Below are 14,629 nucleotides of genomic sequence, written 5' to 3'. Positions count from 1 at the left end.
CAAGCCTCATACCGCACGACTCGCCCCTCTGGCCCTCACAAGAAAGTAACGCCCCATTAATAAATCGAGTGCATAAACGGCCGACATCTGCGCCGTGTGTATCAGCAAAAACTGCATGAATGACAGGTCAAAATACAGCGCAAGACAAAAGGTCCCCACTGAGAACAGCAATCGTATGGTATGCAATGCAGGCAGATAGTAAGAAATCTTCAGTACCAGAGACACTCGGTCTAACGGCGTGCTGATAAAAGCAAAAAATGCAGCTATCGAAAACACTTGTGCGTAGCGTCCTGCCTCCTCCCATTGCCCGCCTAGAACCAGAGGATAGATAAAGGTGGATAGCACTGCCGCGACCAAATAAATAGGGAAGCCAACAGTCGCTAATCGCTTCAATGTGCTTAACCATAGCCCAAGCACAATAGCAGGGTCATTCGAGCTCGCCGCAGCGCGCTGATAGAAAACTTGACCTATCGCAAGTCCCAGCAGCCCTGACGGCAAGAAGATAGTCGTCATGACCATGGTGAACTGCCCCAGCACTTCGGCGCCAAAGCGATAGGAAATAAAGAAAATGGGGGCCGCTGTACTGACCGTAAGTAAAAGGTGCGAGACCACCATGGCATTCGCACCGCTGCGATGCGACTTCAAAGGATGTGCCTGAGAACTACGACCGCCTCTCTCCAGTAATAGATCTTTTGAATAACACGCGATGTACGCCACTTTCGCCACAGCGCTAAACAAGGTCGTGACAACCAGCCCGGCGCCTCCGATGACACTCAGGCCGGCCCCAGCTGCCACATAGGAAGACTTTCCGAATACCTCAGAAACTGCGGACACCCGAAAATCGCCTCGACGCTGCATATTGTGCTGGAGCGCCAGGGCTAAAGAAACAAATAGGGCCGTCAGCGGCGCTAGCAGCAGGTAAGAGCGATATTCCGGTGGAATAAATGCAGTGTCCCATCGCTGCAGCGAAGCATAAAGAATAATCGTATACGCGACACCCGTCAGGACACCCATCCTGACGATGCTGCGCAGCAACAAGCGCGCCTCATCATGCGATCTGAGCATTTGAAAAAAATACTCGTAACGCCACGTCATGACGCCCGCAAGAAACATAACGAGCTGCAAAAAAATATTCTGAACAGCAAAGTCTGCGGGCGTATAAAGCCGTGACAACAAGGGAATACCGATCACGCCAATGACTTGAGCGATGCTATTCCCTGAAGCCTGAAGCACGATATCTCGCCAGTACGATGTAATCGCCAGTTTACGAATCAATTAATCGACTCACGAACTTCTACCAGCATCGAAACTATACGTTCGATCTCCGATAATTCCAAATAAGGGTGCATAGGAAGACTTAATACTTTTTCTGCCACTTGGTCACCGACAGGCAAATAAGCCTCAGCGTCACTGACCGCAATCTGCTTATTCAGAGGAACCGGGTAGTGAACAACCGTTGGCACGCCACGCTCGAGCAAGCGCTGCTGAACAAGGTCACGATTCTCGACACACAGTGTGTATTGAGCATAGACACTGGTATTGACGGTCTCTACAAACGGGGCCGTGAAACCTGCCAAGGCAAGAAGACGACTGTACTCATCTGCTACCTTCTGCCGTGCCAGAATTTCATCGGAAAAGATCTCAAGCTTCTCCAGAAGAACGGCCGCCTGCAAGGTATCCAGTCGGCTATTGACCCCTACGCGGACGTGATGATAACGCCGCTCTTGTCCGTGCCGGGCAATTTGCCGAAGGACTTTGGCCAGTGACTCATCATTGGTAAAAATGGCACCGCCGTCGCCATAACAGCCCAAAGGCTTGCTCGGGAAGAAACTGGTACAGGCAATACTACTGAGGTTGCAGGACCGTTGGCCTTTGTAAGTAGCACCAAAGCTTTGTGCAGCATCCTCGATGACCGTAATGCCATGCCGCTCGGCAATTTCATTGATCGCATCGAAGTCCGCACATTGCCCATACAGAGAAACAGGGATGATCGCCTTAGTCTTGGCCGTGATCGCCCCCTCGAGAAGGCTCGGGTCGAGGGTGTATGTGCGGGGATCAATGTCGACATAAACAGGCTTTGCTCCAAGCAAGGCGACTGTTTCTGCGGTAGCGATATAGGTAAAGCCCGGCGTGATCACTTCGTCACCAACACCTACACCGAGTGCCATCAACGCGATCTGCAAGGCATCAGTACCGTTAGCACAGGTGATGCAATATTTAGAACCGGTGAAGGCGGCCAAGCGTGTTTCTAATTCATTGACTTCGGGGCCGAGAATATATTGACCATGCGCTAAAACACGCTGAATGGCCTCATCCAATTGTTTTTTGATGCGCAATTGCTGAGACTTGAGATCGATAAACTCAATCATGACTGGCTGCCTCTCGGGTCACCCGACCCGCAGAAAGAATATAGCGTTCGTGAGTATGCGGGCATAAGACGACACCGTCCCCCGTCAGTGGCAGATCGAGCTGCTCACCATATTGACTCATCCAGCCAATTTGGCGAGCCGGCACCCCAACCATCAGCGCATAGGCAGGAACGCTTTTGTTAACCACCGCACCCGCGCCAACAAACGCAAACTCACCAATCTCCACGCCACAAACAATAGTGCAATTAGCCCCTAATGTGGCACCTTGCTTGACGAGCGTATTGCGATATTCACTTTTTCGTTCAATTAAAGAACGTGGATTATAAACATTGGTAAAAACCATGCTTGGGCCGCAAAACACCCCTTCCTCCAAGGTCACATTGTCGTAAACCGACACATTATTCTGGACCTTGCAGTTATCCCCAATGACAACCTTGTTTCCTACAAAAACATTTTGCCCTAGGGATACACCCTTCCCGATGCGGGCGCCGGAACACACATGTACAAAGTGCCAAATTCGCGTGCCTTCACCAATGATCGCGCCGGGATCGACGATCGCGCTAGGATGCTGAGTATGCAAGGCCTTCCCTCTCTTCCATTAAGATTTCGTATGAAACATGAGCCACAGTGCTCATTCAGACTCTGGTTACGTTTGAAGTATCATCTGCATCACCATACGATACGGGGGAATCGCTAGTCCGTATCGCTTATCAGTGCGCCTGCGCTACCGCATCAAACGGGTTTCAGCGTGCTGAGAAAGGGATGCCCCTCACCGGGAGCGGGATCCTGCGGGCTAGAAGCGCGGATAGTTTCTACCGTTTCAACACAGTGACGCGCATCTTCAATTCCATAGCCTCTGCCCGCTAGAATTTCCTGATAGCTAACGGTATGGAGGTCCGTAAACCCTTCGGAAAACTCTATTTCATTGCCATCAACCGTGATCGAGCGGTAGGTTGGCTTTTTGCCCTTTACAACGTCCGGCAGATCGTTCGCATCAATCGACAAGAACCACCGAACGCGAGCATTTTCATACTCGAGATATCCGGCAGCCTTGTAGTTATCAGCGTAGTGGAGAACATTGCGCTGCAAGGCACCAAAGATGAAGTGCAACATGTCATAAAAATGCACGCCGATATTGGTGGCCACGCCAAACGACTTGCGAGGATCACCTTTCCAGCTCTCCATGTACCATTTGCCCCGCGACGTAATATAGGTCAACTCGACCTCATACTTTTCCTCACGCGGCTGCTGGGCAACTTTTGCTTTCAGGTCAAGAATTGCCTGATGATGACGAAGCTGGAGAATATTGTAGATCCGCTGACCGGTTTCTTTTTCGATCAACGCCAGTTCATCCAGAATCGCGCTACTCGGGACCAATGGCTTTTCGCAAATGACGTCGCAGCCCAACCGTAAGCCTGCAGCGATATGAGCGTGATGCAGGTAATTCGGAGAGCAAATAGCCACATAGTCCAGCGCTGTAGCAGCGTCTCGCTTGATACGATAGGCGTGTTCCTGGAAACGCTCGAACTCAGTGAAAAACTCACTTTCAGGTGAGATGCTATCGATGATGCCGACCGAGTCATTAATATCGTATGCAGACACCAGCACATTGCCAGTATCCTTGATAGCGCGCATGTGCCGCGGAGCGATATAGCCAGCAGCGCCGATAAGAGCGAAATTCTTCATGGAAAGAAACATCCTTCTGTCAAGCTGCCCGGCACCGCGCGGAGGCGTCGAACCGGGCCACTCTCGTTGTAATCAGGCTTTTATAATATGTTCGGCAACAGCACGATACTTACCGCGGCTATCAATGATCAGGCGCGCCGATGCTTTGATCAATTCATAATCAAATTTGTCGTGATCTGTAGCTAGCACGACAGCATCAAAACTGGCAAGGTTTTCAGCATTCAACGGTTCGCTGCTCAACTTAAAGCTGTGCTCGCGCATCACTGGGAATACTGGTACGTGCGGGTCGCTGTAGGCAACCACACACCCTTTAGCCTCAAGCAATTCCATAATCTCCACCGAAGGAGACTCTCGCATATCATCGACATTCTTTTTGTAGGCAATACCCAGGACCAAGACCTTGCTGCCTTTCAGTGCCTTGCCGTGGTTATTCAGCCCATCCATCAATTTACCAACCACGTACTCAGGCATTGCCTGATTCACCTCACCGGAAAGCTCGATGAAACGAGTGTGCAAACCGTACTCACGGGCTTTCCAGGTCAAGTAGAAGGGGTCGATGGGAATGCAGTGTCCACCCAGGCCGGGCCCAGGATAGTAAGCAGTGAAACCGAAGGGTTTTGTCGCGGCGGCATCAACCACTTCGAAGATATCGATACCCATACGGTCGGCAACGATCTTCATTTCGTTGACCAAGCCAATGTTTACGGCGCGATGTATATTTTCGAGGAGCTTGGTCATCTCAGCAGCTTTAGTGGAACTGACTGATACAACCTCATCAATAGCCTGCTCATACAAGGCAATGCCGACCTCAAGACAAGCAGCTGTGTCACCGCCGATAATCTTGGGAATTGTGCGAGTCTCGAAGTCTGGATTACCCGGATCTTCACGCTCCGGCGAATAAACCAAAAAGATATCTTCACCTACAACCAACCCACTCTCTTGCACACGGGGGAGAAGTTCTTCCTCCGTCGTGCCCGGGTAAGTGGTGCTCTCCAGAGAAACAACCTGACCAGCGCGCATGTAGGGTTTGAGCGCGTCCGTTGTATTAATCACGAAGCTCATGTCGGGTTCGCGATACTTGTTCAGGGGGGTAGGAACGCAGAGAATCAGCGCATCGCATTCTGCGGCGCGAGAAAAATCAGTCGTTGCTTCAAAACCGCTATTACGGGCGGCACTGATCTTTGTCGCACTGATGTGCTCAATGTAGCTTTCACCTTTATTCAGGCGAGCCACCTTATTGGCATCGATATCAATACCCAGCACATTGAAACCGATAGCGTTATAGCGAAGCATTAGCGGCAAGCCGACATAACCAAGCCCAACGATTCCGATCAGAGCCTTCCTGCTTTTGAATTTCTCTACGCTGGCTTGCTTGTGCAGCGACATCCCTAATACTCCAACTATAAAATCATGAATAACCGACTGGCTTGTCGATATCGCCTACCGTGGTGCGTACCGTCGACAGCAACCAGACCGCCTGCCTATCCGAGCACCTTGAACATGCGATTGGCAAGCACCCGTGAGTGAGCCGTATCATATCTTCCCTCGCCGCACACAGCTACCGACTTTCCAGGCTGCCGCCTCCCGTTCACCCGACTCAAAACAAAAGAGCGATGCGCTTGCATCGCTCTGTGATGTCAGAATCGAAGCTTTCTGCCACTATTCTTGAACTCGAATAGAATCAAACAGAGAAGGTCTCAGCCAGCTCGCCGTGCGGGAACAGTCAGCAAATGGGCCCCACAAGCAATCAGCAGACCCAGGATCAGCCCCAAGAATCCCCCACCGATCACAGACAGGACACGCTTGGGCTTGATCGGTGCATCCGACACATCAATCGGACCGTCAAAGCGGAAAGCCGAAACCTTCGAAGGGTCGATTTCCAGATTCTTGTAAAACGAATACTGTGACTGGAGCGTTCTGAGACTGTCGATGAACGGATCATCAGACTGACGCTCTTCCAGATTTCTGAGCTCTGCCTCAAGCGCCTTGGAACCGCGCATATATGTCAAATCCCCCCCCATTTCAGCTGACACTTCACTCGAAAGCCTGCCAGTGATCAAGGGAGGTTCACGCAAGCCTATCGCTTGGGCGACACGCAGCGCTTCACGAAGGCGGACGATTTCATCCTCGCGGACTTTTCGACCTGTTTCACGCAGAGTGTTGATCTGTTGTGTCAGATTTTTGGCCCGGACCTCAGTTTCACGCATCGCATTTTCGACCACTTCCTTGGTGGCAGAAACGCCCGCCTGTTCGATATATAGCCGCGCCCATTTCTCGGCAACAGCGGGGTCAGGATACCGGACGACCACGGAATAACGATCAGGATTATTTTTGTCGACCGCGGCCACGACTAGGGCTCGCGATAAATCGCCGTACAATAGATTCGCGGATTTTTTCTGGTCTTCAGCACTCAGCGAAGGCAGGAAATGCTCCTCAAAAAAACGTCGCCGCAGTATTTCCGAACTTAAGTTTCGCGTGAATACTTTGTAGACGGCTGCAACCGTGACAGGGGCTAGACCGGTCTCCTTGGTCCGACCGTTATTCAGCTCGGCGATGCTATGTTGGGTTGGGGCAATGACAAGCCCCTTCGCCTCATACACCGGCGTCACCACCAGGACATATATGAGCCCAAGCAACGCTCCAAGCACAGCAATACCCAGAATAAAAACCTTGCGACGCCAAAGTGCTCGTATCAGCTCAACCAGATCGATCTCACTTCTCGCCGATCCGACACCTAAATTTCCCTGCATTTATGATTAACCTTTTTCTGGTCGGAGCAACTTCTTTAATGTCGAAGCTTGCAAATATCTCGCACATGAACCGCTGCTTGAGCAGCACCTATCCAGCGAATTGATCCCAAGAATCATCTTACAAAACTTTTCCGACGCAGTTAAGAATTACTGCGACATTACGCAAGAAGACCCTTCGCAATCTCACTCAACGACGCTTTAGCGAAGATACTCGACCCAGAAGTACCAACATTGGCCCCACCGCCAGCCCAACAATTAACGCTAGCAGCACAAAAACCGAGAGCGGCAACACAGGCAACGCAAAACCCAGGAACACCAAAGATGCCGGCTGCTGATTTTCCAAGACAAAAAGCAGCACTGCGGCCACGATCAGGAGCAAAAAAACAACAAGAACCAAGCGCTTCAGGTTACGCACAAAAATCTCCCTTTAAACGAATTAATCTTCGTGCTCATCCTCATTCACCCGATCCCGCAACTCCTTCCCCGGCTTGAAATGAGGTACGAATTTTCCATCGAGGCTGACGGATTGCCCGGTCTTTGGGTTCCGTCCTACACGCGGCGCGCGGTAGTGTAGCGAAAAGCTACCAAAGCCACGAATTTCTATTCGGTCTCCGGTGGCCAGGCACTGGGCCATTTGCTCAAGCATGGTCTTGATGGCCAGCTCCACATCCTTGGATGAGAGCAGCCCTTGATGGGTGACAATACGTTCGATCAATTCCGACTTCGTCATATTTTTCCCTTCTTTATCAAGCAGCTAGGAAAGCGCTTCCATGGTTTTAGCATGCTCGGAGGGATTTGAACAGGGCGAATATCGGCGGGGGCGAAAAAACGCAGGGACAAAAAAGGGCGACCGAAGTCGCCCTTTTTTCATGATCCAGCAGAACTTAGTTCTGTTTGGCCATTGCTTCGCGCAGCAGTGCAGCCATGGTGGTATCGGCTGGAGCACCTTCCGGAGCAGCTTTCAGGCTCTGGATAGCTTCTTTCTCTTCAGCGTCGTCTTTCGACTTGATGGAGAGGCTGATAACGCGGGACTTGCGGTCAACGCTGATGATCTTGGCTTCTACTTGCTCGCCAACTTTCAGAACGTTACGCGCGTCTTCAACGCGGTCACGGCTGATTTCGGAGGCTTTCAGAGTAGCTTCGATGTCTTCAGCCAGGGTGATTACAGCGCCCTTGGCGTCAACTTCTTTAACGGTACCGGTAACGATAGCGCCTTTGTCGTTGACAGCAACGTAGTTGGAGAACGGATCGTCTTCCAGCTGCTTGATGCCCAGGGAGATGCGCTCACGCTCTGGATCAACCGACAGGATGACGGTGTCCAGCTCGTCGCCCTTCTTGAAGCGACGTACGGCTTCTTCGCCCACTTCGTTCCAGGAGATGTCGGACAGGTGAACCAGACCGTCGATGCCGCCGTCCAGACCAATGAAGATACCGAAATCGGTGATCGACTTGATGGTGCCGGAGATCTTGTCGCCCTTGTTGAACTGGCCAGAGAAGTCTTCCCATGGGTTCGACTTGCACTGCTTGATGCCCAGGGAGATACGACGACGCTCTTCGTCGATGTCCAGAACCATAACTTCCACTTCGTCGCCGACTTGTACGACTTTCGAAGGGTGGATGTTCTTGTTGGTCCAGTCCATTTCGGAAACGTGTACCAGGCCTTCCACGCCTTCTTCCAGCTCTGCGAAGCAGCCGTAGTCGGTCAGGTTGGTGACGCGCGCCATGACGCGAGTGCTTTCTGGGTAACGTGCCTTGATAGCAACCCATGGGTCTTCGCCCAGTTGCTTCAGGCCCAGCGATACGCGGTTACGCTCGCGATCGTACTTCAGAACCTTGACATCGATCTCGTCGCCAACGTTGACGATTTCCGACGGATGCTTGATACGCTTCCAGGCCATGTCGGTGATGTGCAGCAGGCCATCGACGCCACCCAGGTCCACGAACGCGCCGTAGTCGGTGAGGTTCTTGACGATACCTTTGACTTGCTGGCCTTCCTGCAGGGATTCCAGCAGAGCTTCGCGCTCGGCGCTGTTCTCGGCTTCCAGGACACTGCGACGGGAAACGACAACGTTGTTGCGCTTCTGGTCGAGCTTGATGACCTTGAATTCCAGCTCTTTGCCTTCCAGGTGGGTGGTGTCGCGCACTGGGCGGACATCAACCAGAGAACCTGGCAGGAACGCACGGATACCGTTAACGTCGACAGTGAAGCCGCCCTTAACCTTACCGTTGATAACGCCCTTGACAACTTCTTCGGCGGCGAAAGCTGCTTCCAGAACAATCCAGCACTCGGCGCGCTTGGCTTTTTCACGGGACAGTTTGGTTTCGCCAAAGCCGTCTTCGACCGCGTCCAGCGCAACGTGAACTTCGTCACCGACCTTGATGGTCAGTTCGCCAGCTTCGTTGTAGAACTGCTCGAGCGGGATGACACCCTCGGACTTCAGGCCAGCGTGGACTGTAACCCAGTCACCGTCGATATCGACAACGATACCGGTGATGATCGCACCTGGTTGAAGGTTGAGGGTTTTCAGGCTTTCTTCAAAGAGTTCTGCAAAGCTTTCGCTCATTTTAATTCCTGTAATTAGGGCGAAACATACGCCCATCAGCCGCACTCCAGACAATGCGGGTTTCGTTCATATAAAAGAAAGCATGCAGGACTTTGACTGGTCCCCTGCATGCGTCCTTGTTCATCCGGCGATATCGCGCAGGGCGATTTCGCTCTCGATGCGTTCCAACACCTGCTCGATGGACAGCTCCGTCGAATCCAGCTGAATGGCGTCGGGCGCCGGTTTCAGCGGTGCGACAGCTCGCTGGGTGTCACGCTCATCGCGTTCACGAATCTCATCTAGCAGACTCGACAGACTAACATCATCGCCCTTGGCCTTCAACTGCAAGTATCGGCGACGTGCTCGCTCCTCAGGGCTGGCCGTGAGGAAAATCTTCAGCGGGGCGGCAGGAAAAACCACCGTGCCCATGTCGCGGCCGTCTGCAATCAGGCCTGGCGCCTCCAGAAACGCGCGCTGGCGCTGCAGCAAGGCATCACGCACCGCGGGCAATGCAGCTACCTGGGAGGCTCCCGCTCCGATGGTCTCGTTACGGATGTCCTGGGTGACGTCATCGCCCTCCAGAATGATCCGCTGGGGGTCCTTGCCGTCGGCGGCAATGAACTGAACATCCAGATGAGCGGCGAGCGCCTTGAGCAATTCTTCATTGGTCAGATCGACCCCATGATTGCGGGCAGCGAACGCCAGCAAACGGTAGAGGGCCCCAGAATCGAGCAGGTTCCACCCCAACCGCTTGGCCAACATGCCTGCGATGGTGCCTTTGCCGGAACCGCTAGGTCCGTCGATCGTTATGACCGGCGCTTGTTCTTTCACGACTTGCCCTCTTCTGCAACACGAAGTCCCACTTCGGCGCACAGCGCCAGGAAGTTGGGGAAGGAGGTAGCAACGTTGGTGCAGTCATGGATGCGAATGGGGGCCGACGCCCGCAGGGACGCGACACTGAATGCCATGGCGATACGGTGATCGCCATGCCCATGAACTTCACCGCCGCCAAGCTTACCACCTTCGATGATGATACCGTCCGGGGTCGGCTGGCAGCTAATGCCTAATGCCTGCAAACCCTCGGCCATGACCTGAATACGATCCGATTCCTTGACCCGCAACTCCTGCGCGCCCCGTAACACGGTTCGCCCCTTGGCACAGGCCGCGGCGATGAACAGCACGGGGAATTCGTCGATCGCCAACGGCACCAGCGCCTCTGGAATCTCTATACCGTGAAGCTGCGCCGATCGCACACGGATGTCGGCAACCGGCTCGCCACCGACCAGACGGGGGTTTTCCAGGGTGATGTCTGCGCCCATCAAGCGAAGAATATCGAGAACTCCGGTGCGCGTCGGGTTGACGCCGACATGCTCGAGCACCAGCTCCGAGCCTTCGGCGATCGAGGCCGCCACCAGGAAAAAGGCGGCCGAAGAAATATCGGCCGGCACTTCGATACGCGCCCCACTCAGCGCGTGACCACTGGTCAGCGAAACCGTCGAACCCTGCGCCGATACCGGGCAGCCAAAGCCGCGCAGCATACGCTCGGTATGATCGCGGGTGGGCGCAGGCTCGGTCACGCGGGTAGCGCCCTCGGCGTACAACCCCGCCAGCAACACACTGGACTTGACCTGAGCACTGGCCATTGGCACTGAGTAATCGATGCCCTTGAGGGCCTGGCCACCGCGAATGGTCAAGGGTGGATGACCGTCAGCAGCGGTTTCGATCACGGCGCCCATTTGTCGCAGAGGGGCCGCTACCCGGTCCATGGGTCGCTTGGACAGCGAGGCATCACCGGTGAGTACACTGTCGAAGGGTTGGGCGGCCAGCAGCCCTGCCAACAGGCGCATCGAGGTGCCGGAATTGCCGACATAGATGGCTCCCGGGGCCGGCTTCAAGCCTTTCAAGCCCACGCCATGAACGGTCACCCGCCCATGATGCGGCCCCTCGATGACCACTCCCATGTCGCGAAACGCCTGCAGCGTAGCCAAGACGTCTTCGCCCTCCAGCACCCCTTCGACCTCAGTCGTGCCCTCGGCGAGCGAGCCCAGCATGATGGCGCGATGGGAAATGGATTTGTCACCCGGCACGCGAATGCGGCCGGATAGCTGGCCGCCCGGCTGAGCCAGGAACACCAGATTGGAGGAATCCTTGGCGCTCATATAAGCCCGACGAGCCAGAATCTTGCCAAAGTGCTCCCGCGCCACCCGCGCTCGGGTAAACACCCCCAGCAGTTGGTGACCGTCGCCCGCATCGACCGCCTCACGCAGCGCATCCAGGTCGCTACGGAACGTATCGAGCGTGCGCAACACCGCTTCGCGGTTGGCGAGGAAGATGTCGTGCCACATCACCGGGTCGCTGCCGGCAATACGCGTGAAATCGCGGAAACCCCCTGCGGCATAGCGGAAGATATCGAGGTTTTCGTTGCGCTTGGCCAGCGAGTCGACCAACCCGAACGCCAGCAGGTGCGGAAGGTGGCTGGTCGCCGCCAGCACTTCATCGTGGCGCTCGACCTGCATGTGTTCCACATCAGCGCCCAACGCGCGCCATAACCGGTCAACCACCGACAATGCAGCAGGATCGGTTTCGGCCAGCGGCGTCAGAATGACTTTGTGACGACGGAACAAGGTGGCATTGGAGGCCTCCACCCCGCTCTGCTCGGAGCCGGCAATCGGGTGCCCCGGCACGAAATGCGACAGGCGCCCGGCAAAAGCCTCGCGCGCAGCCCGCACTACGTTGCCCTTGGCACTGCCGACATCAGTGAGCACGGCCGTGCCCAGGTCCAGCGCAGCCAGTTTGGCCAAGAGCTTTTCCATGGCCAGGATCGGCACCGCCAATTGGATGACGTCCGCACCGACACACGCTGCGGCAAGGTCGGCCTCGCAACGGTCGACCACGCCCAGCTCAACCGCCAGCTTGCGCGACTGGGCATCCAGATCGACGCCCACCACTTCACGGCACAGGCCACTTTCACGCAGGCCCTTGGCGAACGAGCCGCCAATCAGGCCCAGGCCAACCACTACCAGACGCCCTACGACAGGCTCTACTGCAATCGCATCAACCACAGAAATCGCTCATTGCTAATCGCCTCAGAGAACCGCTTTCGGGTAAGACCCCAGCACCTTGAGTGCCACGGCTTCCTGACTGATCTTCTCGAGCACGGCCTTGATCAACGGATCGCGGTGATGGCCCATGAAATCAATGAAGAAGACGTAGGTCCATTTACCGCTACGCGAAGGCCGGGTCTCAATGCGGGTCAGATCGATGCCGTTGTCATGGAATGGCACCAGCAGCTCATGCAGCGCACCCGGTTTGTTGCTCATGGAAACGATGATCGAGGTCTTGTCGTCGCCGGTCGGCGGTACTTCCTGATTACCGATCATCAAGAAGCGCGTGGAGTTGTCCGGGCGGTCTTCGATTTTCTCAGCCAGGCGAGTCAGGCCATACAGGCCAGCGGCCATATCGCCAGCAATCGCCGCGGAGTTCCACTCACCCTTGACGCGCTTGGCCGCCTCGGCGTTGCTGGAAACAGCAACGCGCTCGACGTTCGGGTAATGCGCGTCCAACCACTTACGGCACTGGGCCAGCGACTGGGCATGGGAGTAGATACGGCTGATGCTGTCGGTCTTGGTGTTTTCACCGACCAGCAGGTGGTGGTGAATGCGCAGCTCGACTTCGCCGCAGATCACCATGTCGTGCTCAAGGAAGCTGTCCAGGGTGTGGTTGACCGCACCCTCGGTGGAGTTTTCCACCGGCACAACGCCGAAATTCACGGCACCCGCCGCCACTTCGCGGAACACTTCGTCGATCGCGGCCATCGGCTTGCTGATCACGGCGTGACCGAAATGCTTCATGGCCGCTGCCTGGGTGAAGGTACCTTCTGGCCCCAGGTAAGCGACTTTCAGCGGCTGCTCCAGGGCCAGGCAGGAAGACATGATTTCACGGAACAACCGTGCCATCTCTTCGTTGTCCAACGGGCCAGGATTGCGATCCATGACACGCTTGAGCACCTGGGCTTCACGCTCAGGGCGGTAGAACACCGGCACTTCGCCTTCAGCCAGCGAAGCCATCTTCACCCGGGCAACTTCCTGGGCGCAGCGGGCGCGGTCGCTGATCAGCTCGAGGATCTTTTCATCCAGGCTGTCAATGCGAACGCGCAGCGCCTTGAGCTCTTGTTCAGACATCAGGCGTGTTCCTTCTCGAACTCGACCATATAGGCGACCAGTGCTTCGACAGCATCCAGGCCCAGGGCGTTATAGATGGAGGCGCGCATGCCACCCACCGAACGGTGGCCCTTGAGGTTCAGCAAGCCTCGGGCATCGGCACCGGCCAGGAAGGCTTTGTCCAGACGCTCGTCAGCCAGGCGGAACGGTACGTTCATCCAGGAGCGGGCATTATGGGCGATCGGGTTGCTGTAGAAGTCGCTGCTGTCGATGAAACCGTACAGGCGATCTTTCTTGGCGCGGTTGCGCTGCTCCATGGCCTCGACGCCGCCCTGCTCCTTGAGCCACTCGAACACCAGGCCCGAGAGGTACCAGGAGTAAGTGGCCGGAGTGTTGTACATAGAGGCGTTGTCGGCCGCGACCTTGTAGTTGAGCATGGTCGGGCAACTGCTGCGGGCACGGCCCAGCAGGTCTTCGCGGATAATCACCACCACCAGCCCGCTCGGGCCGATGTTTTTCTGTGCGCCGGCGTAGATCAGGCCGTACTGCGACACATCGATCGGGCGCGAGAGAATGTCCGAAGACATGTCGACCACCAGCGGGACGTCGCCCGTCTCTGGAACCCAGTCGAATTCCAGGCCACCGATGGTTTCGTTGGACGCATAGTGAACGTAGGCAGCACCTGGGGTCAGGTTCCACTCGTTCTGGCCAGGAATGGCCAGGTAATCGTAAGGCTTGGCACTGGCAGCCACATTGATGTTGCCGAAGCGGCGAGCCTCTTCAATAGCTTTTTTCGACCAGATGCCGGTTTCGATGTAGTCGGCGGTGCCGGCTTCAGGCAGCAGGTTCAGCGGGATTTCAGCGAACTGCTGGCTTGCGCCACCCTGCAGGAACAGGACTTTGTAGTTGGATGGAACATTCAGCAGGTCGCGCAGGTCCTGCTCGGCCTTTTCAGCAATGGCCACGTATTCGTCGCTGCGGTGGCTCATTTCCATGACCGACAGGCCTTTGCCATGCCAATCAAGCATTTCGGCCTGGGCACGCAACAGCACGGCTTCAGGAAGCGCAGCAGGGCCTGCGCAGAAGTTAAAGGCTCGTTTGCTCACATCCACTCTCGCTCT

At 55.3% G+C, this 14,629-nt stretch carries 13 protein-coding genes; all 13 read right to left on the bottom strand.

Annotated elements, in window-relative coordinates; genetic code table 11:
• Positions 1-6: 6 nt before the first annotated feature.
• Positions 7-1,275, bottom strand: a complete 1,269-nt coding sequence (locus AC3IX4_RS07310; RefSeq protein ID WP_489259910.1) for a lipopolysaccharide biosynthesis protein — start codon at positions 1,273-1,275, stop codon at positions 7-9.
• Positions 1,272-2,369, bottom strand: coding sequence for a DegT/DnrJ/EryC1/StrS family aminotransferase (locus tag AC3IX4_RS07305; RefSeq protein ID WP_489259909.1), 1,098 nt, complete (start codon positions 2,367-2,369; stop codon positions 1,272-1,274). The genes AC3IX4_RS07310 and AC3IX4_RS07305 overlap by 4 nt, the downstream gene beginning before the upstream one ends.
• Positions 2,362-2,949, bottom strand: coding sequence for a UDP-2-acetamido-3-amino-2,3-dideoxy-D-glucuronate N-acetyltransferase (gene wbpD / locus AC3IX4_RS07300; RefSeq protein ID WP_489259908.1), 588 nt, complete (start codon positions 2,947-2,949; stop codon positions 2,362-2,364). Before wbpD ends, AC3IX4_RS07305 begins: the two co-directional genes overlap by 8 nt.
• 152 nt (positions 2,950-3,101) lie before the next feature.
• A complete protein-coding gene (locus AC3IX4_RS07295) occupies positions 3,102-4,055 on the bottom strand; it encodes a Gfo/Idh/MocA family protein (protein WP_489259907.1) in 954 nt (317 codons plus the stop codon).
• 72 nt (positions 4,056-4,127) lie between these two features.
• Positions 4,128-5,441, bottom strand: coding sequence for a UDP-N-acetyl-D-glucosamine 6-dehydrogenase (gene wbpA / locus AC3IX4_RS07290; protein WP_489259906.1), 1,314 nt, complete (start codon positions 5,439-5,441; stop codon positions 4,128-4,130).
• A 311-nt stretch (positions 5,442-5,752) separates the two neighbouring features.
• Complete coding sequence (locus AC3IX4_RS07285; protein WP_489259905.1) at positions 5,753-6,805, bottom strand: LPS O-antigen chain length determinant protein WzzB; 1,053 nt, start codon at positions 6,803-6,805, stop codon at positions 5,753-5,755.
• A 187-nt stretch (positions 6,806-6,992) separates the two neighbouring features.
• On the bottom strand, positions 6,993-7,220 hold the full coding sequence (locus tag AC3IX4_RS07280; RefSeq protein WP_489259904.1) for a DUF1049 domain-containing protein: 228 nt from the start codon (positions 7,218-7,220) through the stop codon (positions 6,993-6,995).
• A 21-nt stretch (positions 7,221-7,241) separates the two neighbouring features.
• On the bottom strand, positions 7,242-7,535 hold the full coding sequence (gene ihfB, locus AC3IX4_RS07275) for an integration host factor subunit beta (protein ID WP_489259903.1): 294 nt from the start codon (positions 7,533-7,535) through the stop codon (positions 7,242-7,244).
• A gap of 154 nt (positions 7,536-7,689) precedes the next feature.
• Positions 7,690-9,369 carry a 30S ribosomal protein S1 gene (gene rpsA, locus AC3IX4_RS07270; RefSeq protein WP_489259902.1) on the bottom strand — a complete coding sequence of 560 codons (1,680 nt, stop codon included), beginning with the start codon at positions 9,367-9,369 and terminating at the stop codon, positions 7,690-7,692.
• A gap of 120 nt (positions 9,370-9,489) precedes the next feature.
• Positions 9,490-10,179 (bottom strand): (d)CMP kinase, encoded by a 690-nt coding sequence (gene cmk, locus AC3IX4_RS07265; protein WP_489259901.1) that lies wholly within the window; start codon positions 10,177-10,179, stop codon positions 9,490-9,492.
• Positions 10,176-12,410 carry a bifunctional prephenate dehydrogenase/3-phosphoshikimate 1-carboxyvinyltransferase gene (locus AC3IX4_RS07260; protein WP_489259900.1) on the bottom strand — a complete coding sequence of 745 codons (2,235 nt, stop codon included), beginning with the start codon at positions 12,408-12,410 and terminating at the stop codon, positions 10,176-10,178. Before AC3IX4_RS07260 ends, cmk begins: the two co-directional genes overlap by 4 nt.
• Before the next feature lie 24 nt (positions 12,411-12,434).
• Positions 12,435-13,529, bottom strand: coding sequence for a prephenate dehydratase (gene pheA, locus AC3IX4_RS07255; protein ID WP_489259899.1), 1,095 nt, complete (start codon positions 13,527-13,529; stop codon positions 12,435-12,437).
• Entirely contained in the window at positions 13,529-14,614 is a 1,086-nt protein-coding gene (gene serC, locus AC3IX4_RS07250) for a 3-phosphoserine/phosphohydroxythreonine transaminase (protein ID WP_489259898.1), read from the bottom strand. Before serC ends, pheA begins: the two co-directional genes overlap by 1 nt.
• Positions 14,615-14,629: the final 15 nt, after the last annotated feature.

The sequence above is a fragment of the Pseudomonas sp. KH_021 genome (genome assembly GCF_057838865.1).
Note: the sequence above shows the minus strand (reverse complement) of the source record. Positions and strands in the feature narration are given on the sequence as shown.

What these genes read in the sequence shown, in the direction of transcription:
- AC3IX4_RS07305 (WP_489259909.1), bottom strand. Translation starts at nt 2,369, where the DNA reads ATGATTGAGTTTATCGATCTCAAGTCTCAGCAATTGCGCATCAAAAAA.
- AC3IX4_RS07295 (WP_489259907.1), bottom strand. Translation starts at nt 4,055, where the DNA reads ATGAAGAATTTCGCTCTTATCGGCGCTGCTGGCTATATCGCTCCGCGG.
- wbpA (WP_489259906.1), bottom strand. Translation starts at nt 5,441, where the DNA reads ATGTCGCTGCACAAGCAAGCCAGCGTAGAGAAATTCAAAAGCAGGAAG.
- AC3IX4_RS07285 (WP_489259905.1), bottom strand. Translation starts at nt 6,805, where the DNA reads ATGCAGGGAAATTTAGGTGTCGGATCGGCGAGAAGTGAGATCGATCTG.
- ihfB (WP_489259903.1), bottom strand. Translation starts at nt 7,535, where the DNA reads ATGACGAAGTCGGAATTGATCGAACGTATTGTCACCCATCAAGGGCTG.
- rpsA (WP_489259902.1), bottom strand. Translation starts at nt 9,369, where the DNA reads ATGAGCGAAAGCTTTGCAGAACTCTTTGAAGAAAGCCTGAAAACCCTC.
- pheA (WP_489259899.1), bottom strand. Translation starts at nt 13,529, where the DNA reads ATGTCTGAACAAGAGCTCAAGGCGCTGCGCGTTCGCATTGACAGCCTG.